At 60.6% G+C, this 14,923-nt stretch carries 12 protein-coding genes; 5 read left to right on the forward strand and 7 right to left on the reverse strand.

Translation table 11 applies throughout. From position 1 onward, the window contains the following. Nucleotides 1-765 carry a hypothetical protein gene (locus H8699_RS09665; protein WP_249285517.1) on the forward strand — a complete coding sequence of 255 codons (765 nt, stop codon included), beginning with the start codon at nt 1-3 and terminating at the stop codon, nt 763-765. Between the two features lie 1,479 nt (nt 766-2,244). Here the strand turns inward: H8699_RS09665 and H8699_RS09670 are convergent. The 3 genes from H8699_RS09670 to H8699_RS09680 form a co-directional block, all read right to left on the reverse strand. Then, nucleotides 2,245-3,708: an alpha-amylase gene (locus tag H8699_RS09670; protein ID WP_249285518.1), complete on the reverse strand. Its 1,464-nt coding sequence runs from the start codon at nt 3,706-3,708 to the stop codon at nt 2,245-2,247. A 1,740-nt stretch (nt 3,709-5,448) separates the two neighbouring features. After that, nucleotides 5,449-6,141 carry an HAD family hydrolase gene (locus H8699_RS09675; RefSeq protein WP_249285519.1) on the reverse strand — a complete coding sequence of 231 codons (693 nt, stop codon included), beginning with the start codon at nt 6,139-6,141 and terminating at the stop codon, nt 5,449-5,451. A 17-nt stretch (nt 6,142-6,158) separates the two neighbouring features. Further along, a complete protein-coding gene (locus H8699_RS09680; protein ID WP_249285520.1) occupies nt 6,159-6,911 on the reverse strand; it encodes a nitroreductase family protein in 753 nt (250 codons plus the stop codon). Nucleotides 6,912-7,151: 240 nt separating this feature from the next. Here H8699_RS09680 and H8699_RS09685 point away from each other — a divergent pair, with 240 nt between their 5' ends. Then, the gene (locus H8699_RS09685; protein WP_249285521.1) at nt 7,152-7,877 is read left to right on the forward strand and encodes a DUF975 family protein; all 726 of its coding nucleotides are present in this window, start codon (nt 7,152-7,154) and stop codon (nt 7,875-7,877) included. Nucleotides 7,878-9,085: 1,208 nt separating this feature from the next. Here H8699_RS09685 and H8699_RS09690 read toward each other — a convergent pair. After that, nucleotides 9,086-9,922, reverse strand: coding sequence for an HAD family hydrolase (locus H8699_RS09690; protein WP_249285522.1), 837 nt, complete (start codon nt 9,920-9,922; stop codon nt 9,086-9,088). A 123-nt stretch (nt 9,923-10,045) separates the two neighbouring features. On the opposite strand from H8699_RS09690, the gene H8699_RS09695 reads away from it, so the two are divergent. Continuing rightward, on the forward strand, nt 10,046-10,285 hold the full coding sequence (locus tag H8699_RS09695; protein WP_138296632.1) for a hypothetical protein: 240 nt from the start codon (nt 10,046-10,048) through the stop codon (nt 10,283-10,285). Between the two features lie 1,268 nt (nt 10,286-11,553). On the opposite strand, the gene H8699_RS09700 is transcribed toward H8699_RS09695, so the two are convergent. Beyond that, nucleotides 11,554-12,732, reverse strand: a complete 1,179-nt coding sequence (locus H8699_RS09700) for an amidohydrolase (protein ID WP_249285523.1) — start codon at nt 12,730-12,732, stop codon at nt 11,554-11,556. A 152-nt stretch (nt 12,733-12,884) separates the two neighbouring features. Here H8699_RS09700 and H8699_RS09705 point away from each other — a divergent pair, with 152 nt between their 5' ends. Then, a complete protein-coding gene (locus tag H8699_RS09705; protein ID WP_249285524.1) occupies nt 12,885-13,055 on the forward strand; it encodes a hypothetical protein in 171 nt (56 codons plus the stop codon). A 208-nt stretch (nt 13,056-13,263) separates the two neighbouring features. Here H8699_RS09705 and H8699_RS09710 read toward each other — a convergent pair whose 3' ends face one another. Further along, nucleotides 13,264-13,503 (reverse strand): helix-turn-helix domain-containing protein, encoded by a 240-nt coding sequence (locus H8699_RS09710; protein WP_138296635.1) that lies wholly within the window; start codon nt 13,501-13,503, stop codon nt 13,264-13,266. Between the two features lie 118 nt (nt 13,504-13,621). Then, on the reverse strand, nt 13,622-13,945 hold the full coding sequence (locus tag H8699_RS09715; RefSeq protein WP_249285649.1) for a helix-turn-helix domain-containing protein: 324 nt from the start codon (nt 13,943-13,945) through the stop codon (nt 13,622-13,624). A gap of 206 nt (nt 13,946-14,151) precedes the next feature. Between H8699_RS09715 and H8699_RS09720 the strand changes: the two genes are divergently transcribed. Beyond that, nucleotides 14,152-14,367, forward strand: coding sequence for a hypothetical protein (locus tag H8699_RS09720; RefSeq protein WP_249285525.1), 216 nt, complete (start codon nt 14,152-14,154; stop codon nt 14,365-14,367). Nucleotides 14,368-14,923 lie beyond the last annotated feature (556 nt).

The raw sequence follows: 14,923 nt of genomic DNA on the forward strand, positions 1-14,923 counted from the left end.
ATGGGGAAGAAAAAGCTACTCTGCTGCATACTGGCCCTGGCGTTGGCTTGCACGGCTCTGGCAGGCTGCGCCTCTCGTGAGGCGGGCTTGAAGGCGCTGGCCAGTAAGGATGCGGCGCTAAGCCCGCAGCCAACAGCCAGCGCTACCGTTACGCCTGCGCCCACGCCTACCGCCACGCCCGAACCCACCCCTGCAAAGGAGCCTGAAACCGCCTATCGTCCGGGCGAGCTGAGCGAGGACGGCTATATCAGCACCTGGTTGGGCCTTCAATTCACCCCGCCCAAGGGGATGATCATGTTGGATGAAGAGCAGATGCGCCAGTCTATGCAGGCGGGCGGGCAGGTCATCCTGGATGAGGAAGGCCAGCAGATGCTGGAGAAGACTGCCGGAAACTTAGGCTACGAGATGATGTGCGTGTCCTCAGAAGGAGATAATGTGAACATGCTGGTTGAGGAGGCGCTGGTCTCCCTGTCGGAACGGCAGTACCTGACGCTGTCCCAATCCCAGATGGAGAAGGCCTTTACTTCGCAGGGCATGACGATCGCCTTTGGCGAAATTGCCGAGCAGGAGATCGGCGGGGTAACGTTTACCAGCCTGCCCTATACGGTAAAGCTGGTCCAGCCCGAAGCCGGGTTGGACATGAGCATGGATATCACCACCTTTGTCAAGTGCAAAGGGAAGTATATGGTGGTGATGACCGTGACCAGCGCCACGGCCGACGGGACGGAGACCATCCTCTCCGGCTTTTCGCCGCTGGATCTCTAACGGACGCGATCAAAGGCCCGCCAGCCCCGCAGGGGAGGCGGGCCTTTTGCTGTGCCCGGCGCCGGCGCGGGGCGCGTTTGCGCTGTCCATGCGGCCTAAGGGGCGCCCGCCCCAAAGAGCAGGTACAACCTAATGCCCTCCCCCGTTCGGGATAGGCTCCCCGCTGCGGCATGGCTTGCGCAGCCAAGAGGGTATAAAAAGATTCCTCGCCTGTGGCTCGGAATGACGGGAGTGTATGGTGTCGGGCGGGTGGAAAAGCATAGGTTTTCGTTCGGGAGAAAATCAAAGCATTATGCAAAACAGGGAGAAAAGTTAGGGAACGAGTTTTATATGTTAAGGGAGCGCGGAACGAACGCCGCCGGTGGAAATCTATAGTGCCCGCGCCCGGTGAGCGATGAAGGGCACGATGATTTCTGTGAGCGTAAGTTGAGGGCAAGTGCCCTTTGGCACGAAGGCCGAAACCTCAGCGAACAGAGGTGGCCCCAGAGATGGTCCTGGTAAGTGAGTGCAGCGCTCTGTGAGCATGAGACAAAGGCGAGCGGCCAACGTGCCGCGAAGCCTGCGTCCATAGCGAACTTCAGGGGGCGCAAGCAGGGGGATTCCGATTTCCCCCTTAGGCTAAAGCCCCTCTGTTCACTGGGGCTTAACTTTAGTACTTTCTCCAGCAACGGCAAAACCAGGCAACTCTCGGTTCGCTGGGGGTTTGGGCTTTACGCCTTACTGCGTTCGCCCGCACCTTACGCTCATCGGGTACTGCACTCGCTGCATCCGGCACTGCCGGCGCTCGTTCCGTACCCTCACAGAAATCATCGCTCGCTTTGCGGGTCCGTCAGCCTCTGTTCGTTACGGGTTCGCCCTGCGCGGCTTTCGCCCCTTGGGCTTACCTCGTACTCACAGAGCACTGCGTTCGCTGCATCCGGCACTGCCGGCGCTCACTCCGTACTCCACCGGCAGCGGGTGCTATAGATTTCCCCAAACGGCCACTCCGTGGTGGGGACGGAGGTTTTTCAAGCTCTCCGATGCTAATGAATCAATTAATTCTCCAGCCGTTTCGCTTGTGCTTCGCTGCTTGTTTTCCATTTCTCTTGCCTCCCTCTGACGAGGGAGGTGGCGCACCCTTTGGGTGCGCCGGAGGGAGAGATTCCGCTGCACAAAAACCCATACCTTTATGCGCGAGCATGTCGTTCAAAACGGAGGCGAAGCCAAATAAGCTTCCTCGCCCGCGGCTCGGAATGACGGGGGTATACTTGAGAAGCGAACGGAAAGGGAATACAAGCGCGAGCGGCAAAAGGGACGAAGCGCGGGCCCACCGTTACAGGGCGAGCGCTTAAGCGGTAAATGTAGGAAGGCCAGGCGGCACAGTGGGCGCAAACGCCCCGTCTATTGCCCGGCCCGTGGAGCGAGCACTTAAGCGGCGGTGCGGGAAATGCGGGAAGACCGGGCGGCAAGGCGAACACAAACAATCGTCCCCTGTGCGGCCTATTTGGCCCGCCCCAGCGCCCCGTCCTCGGGCAGCCACAGGGCCACGGAGCCGCCGCCCACCGGGAAACGGGCGCAGCCGTTCTCCCCGATCACCACGCGCCCGGGGCAGCCGCCCAGCGCATCGTAAAACCCGCGCCCGGCAAAGGCAACGCCCATGCACATCTCCTTTTCGCCCCCCGGCCCATCGCTGAGCACCGCGGCCAGGCCGCTGCCCGGGTGGGCGGCATCCCCGGCGCGAGTCCAGCCGACGATGTTATAATCGTCAAAATAATCGGTCTGCTCGCCATAGGCGCAGTGTTTGCGGGCGCGCAGCAGCACGTCCAGCACCCCTTGCAGCGGGGGCTGGGTGCCATCCCCGGTGCCGTAATAATCCCCATAAAACACGCAGGGCAGCCCCGCCTCCCGCAGCAGGATCAGCGCGTAGCAAAGGGGCTTAAACCAGCTTTGCACCGGGGAGTGCAGCGCCTGGCCGCACTGGGTATCGTGGTTATCCACAAAGGTCACCGCCCGGCAAGGGCGCGCGGCGGTCAGCGTGCCCTCGAAGATGCGGCGCATATCAAAATTGCCGCCGCTGGTGGAGGCCCGGTAAAAGTTATAGTGCAGCGGCACATCGAAAAGGTGCATCACCCTTCCGCAGGCGTCCAGGTAATGGGTGAGCATGCCCACCTCGCCGTTCCAATACTCCCCCACCGCGAAAAGCGGCCTGCCGCTGAGATTGCGCAGGCGCTCCAGCCAATGGGTAAAAAAGTCAAAGCGGATGTGCTTGACCGCGTCCAGCCGGAAGCCGTCCGCCCCGGTGGTCTGCAAGTACCACGCGCCAAAGGCGTCCAGCTCCTCTACCACCTCGGGGTTCTTGGTGTCCAGGTTGGCGCCCATCAGGTAGTCAAAATTGCCCCGCTCCTTGTCCACATCCCGCTCCCAGGGCTTGCCCTCAAAGCGGAAGATGGCGCTGCGCTGGCCGCCGTTATCCCAATCCACGGCGTTAAAATGGGTCCAATTCCATTGGAAGGGGGAGTATTGGCCGCCCCGGCCGGGGAAGGTAAAACGGGTCCAGGCGTCGATCTGCTCCTCCCCGCCGATCTCCCGGGTGCGGTCGGCCTCGTCGCTGCGGCGCACGGTCACCCGCTCGGTCTCGTCCGCGCCGATGCGGTGGTTGAGCACGATATCCGGATAGACCGCAAGGCCCGCTTGGTGCAGCGCGGCGATGGCGGCCAGGTATTCCGCCCTTGTGCCGTACTTGGTGGGTACGCTGCCCTTTTGGTCAAACTCGCCCAGATCGTACAGGTCGTACACCGCGTAGCCGGTATCCGCCCCGCCCTTGGCCCCCTTATAGGCCGGGGGCAGCCACACGCCGGTAAAGCCCAGCTGGGCCAGGTGCTGGGCATCCCCGGCCGTGCGGCGCCAGTGCGCCCCGTCGCTGGGCAGGTACCACTCAAAGTATTGGATCAAGGTCTGGTTCAAAGCTTTCACCTCCGCTCTTGCGTAATAAGCGTCCTTTGTGCCGCTCGCACTTTGTGCTTTTCGTCGTGCTTGCACCCGCCGTTCACGTTTTTGGCGCTGTCATTCCGAAGCGCCCGGTGAGGGCGAGGAGCGAGCGCCGCCAGTGGCGGAAGAAGCGAACGTAGCGCCCAATGAGCGCGAGATAAACCCGAGCAGCCGACGTGCTGCGATGGGCGAATCCGCAGCGAACCCCGAGTTGCTTGACTTTGTCGTTGTCAGGGGGAGCACATAAGTTAAGCCGCGCAGCGCAAGCCCCCAGCGAACCGAGAGTTGCCGGGCCTGTGCTGTTGTTAGAGGGAGAACTTAAGCCGTGCTGCGATGGGCGAATCCGCAGCGAACCCCGAGTTGTTTGGTTCTGCCATTGCTAGGGGGAGCACGTAAGTCGCCCGTCCCGCTTCCGCCCCCGCTCTCCCCTTTCTCCCTTGCCTCCCTCATTGAGGGAGGTGGCAGGCGCAGCCTGACGGAGGGAGTGCCCTGCGGCTCATGGTTTATGCACTGCCAACCGCTAATGCAAGAGATTCTTCGCTCGGCCTTACGGCCTTGCTCTGAATGACAGGGCTATCGCCCTCTTATCCGCTCTTAACTTCCCATGTTTTCCTATTCTCTTGCCCGCCATAGTCTTGGTTCCGTTTCCCGGCTCCGTTCCAGGGCTATCGCCCTTTTAGCCGCTCCTAGCTTCCTATGTTTCTTTAAGCTCTCGCCCGCCATGGTCTTGGTTCCATTTCCCGGCTCCGTTCCTGGGCTATCGCCCTCTTATCCGCTCTTAACTTCCCATGTTTTTCTATTCTCTCGCCCGCCATGGTCTTGGTTCCGTTTCCCGGCTCTGTTCCTGGGCTATCGCCCTCTTATCCGCTCCTAGCTTTCTATGTTTCTTTAAGCTCTCGCCCGCCATGGTCTTGGTTCCGTTTCTCGGCTCCGTACCTGGGCTATCGCCCTTTTGCCGCTCCTGACTGCCTATATTGCCGTACACGCTCGCCCGTCACAAATGTTATTCCTGCCCCAAGTCATCCTCCATGCTGAAGGACAACGGAGCGAGTGTTAAGGTACGGGGTTTTGCTCAACGTCATCTCTCCCTCCGGCGCGCCCAAAGGCGCGCCACCTCCCTCGTCAGCGGGAGGCAAGAGAAAGGTAAAACAAGCGGCGGAGCACAAGCGAAGCGACTGAAAAAATGCCTTGGTTCTCTACCGCACAAAAACCTATGGTTTTCGTTCGGCCTCATCTCTCCCTCCGGCGCGCCTAAAGGCGCGCCACCTCCCTCGTCAGAGGGAGGCAAGAGAAAGGTAAAACAAGCGGCGGAGCACAAGCGAAGCGACTGAAAAAATGCCTTGGTTCTCTACCGACAAAAACCTATGGTTTTCGTTCGGCCTCATCTCTCCCTCCGGCGCGCCCAAAGGCGCGCCACCTCCCTCCTCAGAGGGAGGCAGGAGAAAGGTAAAACAAGCGGCGGCGCACAAGCGAAGCGACTGAAAAAATGCCTTGGTTCTCTACCGCACAAAAACCTATGGTTTTCGTTCGGCCTCATCTCTCCCTCCGGCGCGCCTAAAGGTGCGCCACCTCCCTCCTCAGAGGGAGGCAAGAAAAAGGGAAACCAAGCGAAAAGGAAAACAGGCAGCAAAGCACAAGCGAAACGGCTGGAAAATTGATGGGTTTATCCGCTTTGGATACGCCATCTGCAGGCGCGCTAACCCACCGCCCTCCCCTTCAGCGCGGCGGGGGGCCAAACAGCGCGTCCGCATCCAGGCCGGTGAAATCGGCCATCACCTTGTCCACCCCGGGCCGGGCCGCCATGCGATCGGCCGCCTCCCCCTGCGCCACGGCTAAAATGCGCCCGATGCCCGCGGCACGGGCGGCGGCCACCCCGGCGGGGGCATCTTCTGCCACCACGCAGACCTCCGGCGCCAGGCCCAGGTTTGCCGCCGCCTTCTGGTAAATATCCGGGTGGGGCTTGCCGGGCAGCTGTCCATCGTCGTAGACGATGCGCTCCAGCGCAAACCAGCGGTCCAGACGGAAGCGCTCCATAAAAAAGCGGACGTTGACGATCTCGGATCCGGTGGCGATGGTCATGGGCACGCCCCGGGCCTTCAGCGCGTCCAAAAAGCCTTCGGCCCCGGCGATGAGGTGGAAGTTCGCCGCGTCCTTTTGGCACAGCTCCCGATAGATGGCCTCCTTCTCCTCCAGCAGCCGCCAGACCTCCTGCTGGGGCAGGGGGCGGCCCAGCAGGTAGGCGAACACCGCAGCCCCCGGCCAGCCGTTGACCTGCCGCTCCATCTCCGCGTCCGTCAGGGCGCGCCCGCCCCGCAGGCGGGAAGAGATCACCCCCCAGGCGGCCTTTTGGTAGGGGGCGTCCCGGTACAGGGTGCCGTTAAAATCAAAGATAAAGCCCTTGTAGTGCAAAAGCATCCTCCCCAAGATCAAAAATTATTCAGCTCCGGGTAAAACAGGTAGTGCTCCCCCTGCTTTTCCCAACGGCCGGCAAGCCCGGCCCCCAGCTCAAAGTGCAGCATGGCGATGCCCAGGTCCAGCCCGCCGCTTTTATCCCCGCCGGTGAGGGCGGCGGCCACGCGCCCCCGCTCAAAGGTGAAGTACACCGCCTTGCGGTTCAGGGCCGAGGGCATGCGCCCCACCGCCTCCATCCCCCGCATAAAGCTTTTGGGCGTGCCCTGCACCTCGTTAAAGAGTTTGGGCAGTTTTTTGGGCTTGCGGTGGGCGAACTTCAGCATCAGCCCCTCGACCAGGCTGCGCTTGGGCCCGGCGTAGCCCAGGGCGATGACGGCGCAAAGCGCCTCCCCCGGGGCCAGCTTGACGCAATCCTTCACGTCCTTTTTATGATAGGTGGCCCCCACCCAGCAGCTATCCACCCCCAGCACGGTGGCGGCCAGCACCAGCTCCTCCCCGCAGTAGCCGGGGGCGATGCGGGGCGTATCCGGCGGGCCCACCAGGGCGATGACCGCCTGCACGTTTTTGAACATGCCGTACCCGCCCGCCAGGCGGTTGAAAAAACGGGAACCCTGCGCCAGGTACTGGATGTGCAGGCCGCTTTTTTTGTTGATGCGGGCGATCTCGCCCTTTAACACCTGCTCCGCCCGGGCGGACAGGGGCTTATCCGCAAACGCCCGGCGGGAGTGCCGCCGGTAGATGGCAGAGCGCAGCTTTCTTCGGTCCATATTCTGATCCCCCTTTGTCTGAATGCTCTCTTTATTTCTATTGTACTCTGAACCCGTGGTTTTGGGGTGAACAAAATCTTTCCGGTTTGTAAATTATTGCGCCCAAAGGGCAAATTGGGGGAAGCGGGCGGGCCGCTCCCCTTTCCCCGGGGCAAAAGACAAAAACGCATTGCGCTGGGCGCGCTTTTGGGTTAAGCTATAATTAGGGCCGGATAGGGCCCCTTGAGAGGAGAGGTTTGGATGTTGCCAAGAGCCCAGATCAAGCGCCTGGCAAAAGAGCGCTTTACGGCCCGTTATGGGCGCACCCTGGGCGGCGTGCTGGCCGCCGGGGCGCTGATCTACTTCGCATCGCCCTTTATCGTACTATCCCCGGTGCTGATGGTGGGGCTGAGCCTGTTTGCCCTGGCCACCTATACCGGGCGGGAGGATTGCCAGGTGGGCATGATCTTTGACGGGTTCGAGCACTTTGGCCGCAACTTAGGCAGCATGCTGCTGCAGGGGCTGTTTATAGTGTGCGCGTATCTGTCCGGTCTGCTGGTGGCTATGCTGGTGGGGATCATCTTCGGTATTGCCATGGGCATATCCGCGGCGACGGGCGGCGGCACGATGGCTACCAGCGCCATATTTTCAGTGGTTTTGGGCCTGATCGCTTTAGCCATCCTGGTGCTGATAGCGGTGGTGTACTACATCCTTTCGATGACCCGGTTCATCCTGGCCGAATCGCACCAGATCAAGGCCTTTGACGCGCTCAAGCTCAGCGCGCGCATCACCAAGGGCCACCGGGCGGATATCTTTGTGTTTGACTTGAGCTTCTTAGGCTGGATGCTGCTGGGCGTGCTGACGCTGGGCATCCTGAACATCCTTTACGTGATCCCCTACATGACCACGGCGCAGGCGGGGCTGTACACCGAGCTGAAGCGCGAGGCCATCGCCATGTACAAGGTGAAGGAAGAGGAATTTAATTAAGCGCGCAGGCGCACCACCGGTCGGGCCGAAGGGCCCGGCCGTTTTTTTATGTCCAAACGGGGCGGGCGGCGCGCGGCGGCGCTTAAACACTGCGCGGTGCAGGGCACTCCCTCCGTCAGGCTGCGCCTGCCACCTCCCTCAACGCGGGAGGCAAGTGGGAACGGGGTGAGGCGGGTGAGGCACTTGACATGTGCGGTGTGGTGCAGGCTGGGGCAAGCGGTAAAAGGGCGAAAGCCCTTATCATACAGTTGTGAGCTAGAAACAAAGCCGCTGGCGGGAACGAACATCTGTCGCGTGCAAACGCTAAAAGCGGTTAAGAGGGCGCAAGCCCCTGCTGTGCAGTTTGAACGAGAGACAACGCTGCTGGCGGGCGTAGATGTTCGGCGCGCGCAAGCTATTCTTCAACCTTTTCGCTTATGCGCTGCCCTTTTCTTGCCTCCCTCTGACGAGGGAGGCAAGGGGGAACGGTGAGGAAGCGGGCAGCTTCAGTGTTCTCCCCAACAACGGCAGAACCAAACAACTCGGGGTTCGCTGCGCTCGGAATGGCAGAGCGAGGACCGTTAAAGGATAGCCTGTCCACCCGCAACGCTGCTGGCGGGCGTAGACGTTCGGCGCGCGCAAGCTATTCTTCAACCTTTTCGCTTATGCGCTGCCCTTTTCTTGCCTCCCTCTGACGAGGGAGGTGGCGCGCCTTTAGGTGCGCCGGAGGGAGAGATTGCGCTGAATAAAACCCCAAAAGGGCGGAAAACCACAAGGAGTCCACCGCAAAGCTGCTGGCGGGCGCGGGCGTCTGTCGCGCGCAAACGTCAAGAGCGGTTAGGAGGGCGCAAGCCCCCCTGTCATTCAGAGCGAGGCGAAAGCCGAGCGAAGAATCTCGTGCATTGGCGGTTGGCGGCGCTCAAACCGCGCGGCGCAGGGCACTCCCTCCGTCAGGCTGCGCCTGCCACCTCCCTCAACGAGGGAGGCAAGTGGGAACGGTGAGGAAGCGGGCAGCTTCAGTGTTCTCCCCAACAACGGCAGAACCAAACAACTCGGGGTTCGCTGCGCTCGGAATGACAGAGCGAGGACCGTTAAAGGATAGCCTGTCCACCCGCAAAGCCCCTGGCGGGCGTAGATGTCTGGCGCGTGCAAACGCCAAAAGTGATTAAGAGGGCGCGTGCGTTTGGTGCGTGCAAACGTCAAGAGCGGTTAGGAGGGCGGCAGCCCCCTCAGGCCCGGTTTTCCAGGCGGGCCAGAAAATCCTGGGCCATAAAGCGGGCGGGGCCATCCTCGTCGTTGGCGCCGATCACCCCGCGGGCCACCCTTTTCAGCTCCGGTACGGCGTTGCCCACCGCGTACCCCTCGTCGGCCGCCTCCAGCAGCGGGATGTCGTTGACCGCATCCCCAAAGGCCACGATGCGCCCGCAGCCCAGCATCCGGCTAAGCGTCCGCGCCGCCGCAGCCTTGGTAGCCTCGGGGGGCATCATCTCGCACCAGTAATAGCGGCTGCCCAGCTCCCTTTGGAAGGTGACCCGCACCCCCTTGTGCCCCTCAAGGGCGGCATACAGGGGATAGACCTGCTGGCGCTCGCCCATGCAGGTCATATAAAAGCTGCGGCCCTCATAGAGCGCAGCCTCCCCCTGTACCGGGCGGAAGCGCTTATCCCCGGGGCGGGCGGCCAGGTACTCCCGCACCGCCGGATTGGCGGCCCCGGCAAGGTAGCTGACGCACTCCCGCGCGCCGATATAGGCGTAAACCACCGGGCTTAAGCCCATGGCGGCCATCGCCCCGCGCAAAAATGTGGCGGTATCCGCCTCAAAATAGCGGGCCTCCAAAATCTCCCCATCCGTGCGGCGGATAAACGTGCCGTTGTACACGATCACCGGCCCGGGCAGGGCGATGCCGCCCATCACCTTCTGGGCGCTGGAGAGCGAGCGGGCCGTGGCGTAGGAAAAACACATCCCCCGGCGGGTAAGCGCCTGCAGGGTGCGGGCGGTATAGGCGGATAGCTTTCCATCCCGGCCCAGCAGGGTGCCATCCAGATCGCTGACATAAAGCGTACGCAAAAAATCACCCCTTTTTACCATTATAAGGCAGGGCGGGCGGGCCTGCAAAGGGCAAAAAAACGGCCTATCCCCAATAAGGCGGGCCGGTTGCGGGTATGCTTAATGGCAAAAGGGGGTGAAAGGATGGAACAGGGCAGAAAATACCTGGGCGTGGTGGCCCACTACGCGCCGGACGGCCGGCTGACGCCCCGCAGCATCGAGTGGGAGGACGGCCGGCTGTACCGGATAGACCGAGTGCTGGACGCGCGGCCCATGCGCAGCCTGAAGGCTCAGGGCACCGGCACCCGGTACGCCGTGGTGATCGGCCGGACCCGGGCCTACCTCTATTTTGAGGACAGCCGCTGGTGGCTGGAGCGGATGTGAGGGGCTGGCGCCCTTCTAGCCGCTCTTGGCGTTTGCGTACGCCAGACGTTTGCGCCCGGCAGAGGCATTGTTTCTGACCCACAACTGCACGGTAGGGGCTGGCGCCCTTTTATCCGCTTACGGCGTGTATGTTCATCAAACGCCCGCGCCCGGCAGCGGTTTTATCTGGCTCTGTCATTCCGAGCGCAGCGAGGAATCTCTTTACACCCTCTTGCCCTAGTCTGCGCCACACAGTACGGGTCAAGTGCCCGTCCCGCTTCGGCTTTGGCTCTCACCGTTCCCGCTTGCCTCCCTCAATGAGGGAGGTGGCAGGCGCATCCTGACGGAGGGAGTGCCCTGTGGCTCATGGTTTATGCACTGCCAACCGCTAACGCACGAGATTCTTCGCTCGGCTTTCGCCTCGCTCTGAATGACAGGGGGGCTGCCACCCTCTTAGTCGCTTACGGCGTTGTGCGTTTCTATGCGTTTGCGCCCGCCAGCGGCTTTTTCTCTGGCTCTGCACGGTAGGGGCTTTCGCCCTCTTGAGCGCTCTTGGCGTTTGCTCGCGCCAAACCTTTTCACCCGCCAGCGGCTTTGCGGGTGGACGCCTTGGGGTTTCCCGCCCTTTTGGGGCTTTATTCAGCGCAATCTCTCCCTCCGGCGCACCTAAAGGCGCGCCACCTCCCTCGTCAGAGGGAGGCAAGAAAAAGGCAGCGCATAAGTGAAAAGATTGAAGAATAGCTTGCCCGCGCCAAACCTTCGCGCCCGGCGCGGCTTTGCGGGTGGACGCCTTGGGGGTTTCCGCACTTTTGGGGCTTTTTATTCAGCGCAATCTCTCCCTCCGGCGCACCTAAAGGCGCGCCACCTCCCTCGTCAGAGGGAGGCAAGAAAAAGGCAGCGCATAAGCGAAAAGGCTGAAGAATAGCTTGCACGCGCCAGGCATCTACGCCCGCCAGCGGCTTTTTCTCTGGCTTACAACTGCACAGCAGGGGCTTGCGCCCTCCTAACCGCTCTTGACGTTTGCACGCGCCGAACGTCTACGCCCGCCAGCGGCTTTGCAAGCGGACGCCTTGGGGTTTCCCGCACTTTTGGGGCTTTATTCAGCGCAATCTCTCCCTCCGGCGCACCTAAAGGCGCGCCACCTCCCTCGTCAGAGGGAGGCAAGAAAAAGGCAGCGCATAAGTGAAAAGATTGAAGAATAGCTTGCTCGCGCCAAACCTTTTCACCCGCCAGCGGCTTTGCGGGTAGACGGGCAATCCTTTAGGCTGGCTGCCCGCCCGTGCGCTTCCCTACCGCTCCCCGTCCCGGGCGCGGTCGTAGACCACCTGGCCGTTCACCAGGGTGTAAAGGGTGCAGGTGGCGGTCTCCAGCGGGTTGCCCGAAAAGATGGCGATGTCCGCGTCCTTGCCCGGCTCCAGAGTGCCCACCCGGTGATCCACCCCCAGGATGCGGGCGGCCCCGGCGGTAATGGCCCGCAGCGCGCCGGCCTGGCCCAGGCCCTCCCGGGCGGCCAGCCCCGCGTAAATGGGCAGGTACTGGATCAGGGTGACCGGGTGATCCGAACAGATGGCCACCTCCACCCCCGCCTTGCGCAGCACGCCCGCGGTCTTAAAATCCAGGTTTTCCACCTCCACCTTGCTGCGGGAGGCCAGCGACGGCCCCACGATGGCCGGAAAGCCCGAGGCGGCCACCTCGCGGGCGATCAGGTGCCCCTCGGTGCAGTGGTCCAGGGTCATCTTCAGCCCAAACTCTTTGGCGATGCGGATGGCCGTGAGAATATCGTCCGCCCGGTGCACGTGGGCTTTGAGTGGGATCTCGCCCCGCAGGACGGGCAGGTAGGCCTCCTGTCCGTAATCCATTTTAAAGAAGCGGCCGGCCTTTTGGGCGGCCTGCTTTTCATTTAAATAGTCCCGCGCCTTGAAAAGCGCCTCCCGCAGCATGGCGGCAATGGCCATGCGGGTGGCCGGGGCGCTGCCCTTGCCCCCGTAATTGGTTTTGGGATTTTCGCCAAAAGCCACCTTGAGCGCGGCGCTCTGGCGCAGCACCATTTCCGCGATATTCCGCCCGTGGGTCTTGAGGGCCACGAACTGCCCGCCCACCACGTTGGCGCTGCCCGGCCCGGTCATCACCGTGGTGATGCCGGCGGCCAGGGCGTTGTGGAAGGCGCTGTCCATGGGGTTGACCGCGTCCACCGCCCGCAGGCTTGGGGTGAGCGGGGTGACCAGCTCGTTGCAATCGTCCCCCACGCCGCCCACCCGCTCTTCCGAGATGCCGATGTGGCAGTGGGCCTCCACCAGCCCCGGCAGCACCCAGCCGCCCGCCGCGTCGATCCTTTGCAGATCCTGCGCATCCCGCAGGGCGATATCCCGGCCCACGGCGGCGATCTTCCCCTCCCGCACCAGCACGCTGCCCCCGGGGATGGGCGGGCCGGCCATGGTCCAAACGCGGGCGTTCTCAATTAAAATCAAAATAGATCCTTCCTTTATAAAAGCGTTCATGGCTATTATGCAGCGCGCCTGCGGGATTATACGCGGCAAAATAATCATGCCCCAAAGCTGAATAAAGCCCGCCCACTCGGCCCATAATAGTTTTGAAGTTGAACGAAAGGAGGGAAAAAACGATGAACAATAATTCTTCCAAGCAGAACCAGTTTAACAACAACAACAACCAGCAGAACAACAATCAGCAGGATTGCAACAACCAGAACCAGAAGAACAACAACAATAACAACCAGCAGCAGAACAATAACAATAACCAGCAGAAGAACAACAACAATCAGCGCAGCTTCTAATTAAAGCCTTGCTGATCGGTTAAACCTTAAAAAGAGCGTGGACGGCGTCTTATTTAGACCGCCGCCTGCGCTCTTTTTCCGTCTATTTTTTTATTGGGAACGCGCTTGCGCCCGCCATAATGGGGTAGCTTGTCATCCTGAGCGTAAGCGAGGGAACTCTTGCGGTCGCTCGGCTTTGCTTAAAGTACGGGCGGCTGGGGTAGTGGGGCTACCGGCTCTGCGGGTAGGGCTGGCGCACGTCGGTCAGCCCCACCAGATAGTCTACGCTGGTACCGTAAAACCTTGCCAGCTTGATGACCACCTCCAGCGGAAAGTTCAGCACGCCGATCTCGTACTGCGAATAGGTATTCTGTTTAACGTGCAGCAGCTGGGCCACCTGCGCTTGCGTCAGCTCGCGGTCGATCCGCTCGGAGCGGATGCGCTCATACTTTAAAGGTTCAATTCGCACTTTTATCACCAATACCAGCGTAGGCTATCTGATTTTCAGATGTTGCTGTATATAAAACAACTGACTTGAAATGATTTTTACTCGCTCTTGCTTTTACGCGCTAAGCGGCATGCGCTGTCTATTCCTCTTTCAGCCTATTCATATGCTCGGCCAGGTGGGTCAGCATATCCAGCTCTTCATCGGTTAGTCTGCGCGCTTGCGCCACCAGCCGGTTGACCCGGACGGGATTCTCATAGTCGGCGCTAAAAAACTCTTCCAGCGTGACCTCAAGATAATCGCATATCTCGATCAGCGTAGCCAGAGAGGGTAAACTTTTATTATTTATCATTGCCGAAAGGTAGGAGGCGCTTCGGCCGATCTCGCGGCTCATCTGCTTTTCAGACACGCCCTTTTGCAGCCGCAGCTCACTAATGCGCTGCAGTACAAAGGCCGTCACCTTCATCTTGTCCAATTAAAAGCACCTCCTTACAAGATCAAGTATAAGGAAGATCAGTTACACTTGTAGATTTTTATTAGTCTTTATTGATTGAAAAACTTAATATTAAGTTTTATAATGGCAAAAAGACTATTAATAACTTTACTTCTTTAAGTATTTACTAACTATTAAGTTTTTACACAGTATACGGCTATTAAAAGGAGGCATGGATCATGGCCATCGACCCACAGCCCCTGCTGGAAATGGTGGAGGAGGAGTTCCCCGGTACGGACATGAGCGAGCGCCGCTGCATTTTACTGGCGCTGATGGATCTATACCTGCTGCTGGAGGGGATGCGCTACCGCCTGGACGGGCGGCATCCGGACATCCTGCGCCTGCTAAGGGCGTTGGATGCGGCGACAGGCGAAGGACTTCCCGATAATAGGTAAGACTTCCCTGCGCTGTCATCCCGAGCCGCAGGCGAGGAATCTCTTGACGGCCTGTTGGCCTCGTCCGCACCGTGCAGCGCAGGTCAAGCGCCGCGACTCTGCTAACGCAGGAGATTCTTCGCTCGGCCTTGCGGCCTCGCTCTGAATGACAATTAATCGAACGTTAAAGTATGGGTTTTTGTTCGGCGTAATCTCTCCCTCCGGCGCACCCTTTGGGCGCGCCACCTCCCTCGTCAGAGGGAGGCAAGTGTGGGTTGATCCGAAGGGCAGAACATAAGCGAAACGGCTGAAAAATATATCTGTTTATCTGCATCGGAGAGCTTAAGAAACCTCCGTCCCCACCACGGAGTGGCCGTTTGGGGGGATTAGGGATTGTTAAAGGAAATCTATAGCGAGCGCGTCCGGTGGAGTACGGAGTGAGCGCCGCCGGCGGAAAGTTCCGCGCTCCCTTAACATATAAAACACGTTCCCTAACTTTTCTCCCTGCCTTGCGTTAAACCTGGTTCTCCGCCGAACAAAAACCCATATTTTTATCCGCCCTGTGCCCGCCGCAGCC

The sequence above is a fragment of the Luoshenia tenuis genome (assembly GCF_014384745.1).
GTDB lineage: Bacteria > Bacillota > Clostridia > Christensenellales.

Excerpts from the sequence above, each read along its gene's own strand:
- H8699_RS09715 (WP_249285649.1), bottom strand. The coding sequence starts at position 13,945 with ATGAAGGTGACGGCCTTTGTACTGCAGCGCATTAGTGAGCTGCGGCTG.
- H8699_RS09680 (WP_249285520.1), bottom strand. The coding sequence starts at position 6,911 with ATGGACCGAAGAAAGCTGCGCTCTGCCATCTACCGGCGGCACTCCCGC.
- H8699_RS09705 (WP_249285524.1), top strand. The coding sequence starts at position 12,885 with ATGAACAATAATTCTTCCAAGCAGAACCAGTTTAACAACAACAACAAC.
- H8699_RS09695 (WP_138296632.1), top strand. The coding sequence starts at position 10,046 with ATGGAACAGGGCAGAAAATACCTGGGCGTGGTGGCCCACTACGCGCCG.
- H8699_RS09720 (WP_249285525.1), top strand. The coding sequence starts at position 14,152 with ATGGCCATCGACCCACAGCCCCTGCTGGAAATGGTGGAGGAGGAGTTC.
- H8699_RS09665 (WP_249285517.1), top strand. The coding sequence starts at position 1 with ATGGGGAAGAAAAAGCTACTCTGCTGCATACTGGCCCTGGCGTTGGCT.
- H8699_RS09685 (WP_249285521.1), top strand. The coding sequence starts at position 7,152 with ATGTTGCCAAGAGCCCAGATCAAGCGCCTGGCAAAAGAGCGCTTTACG.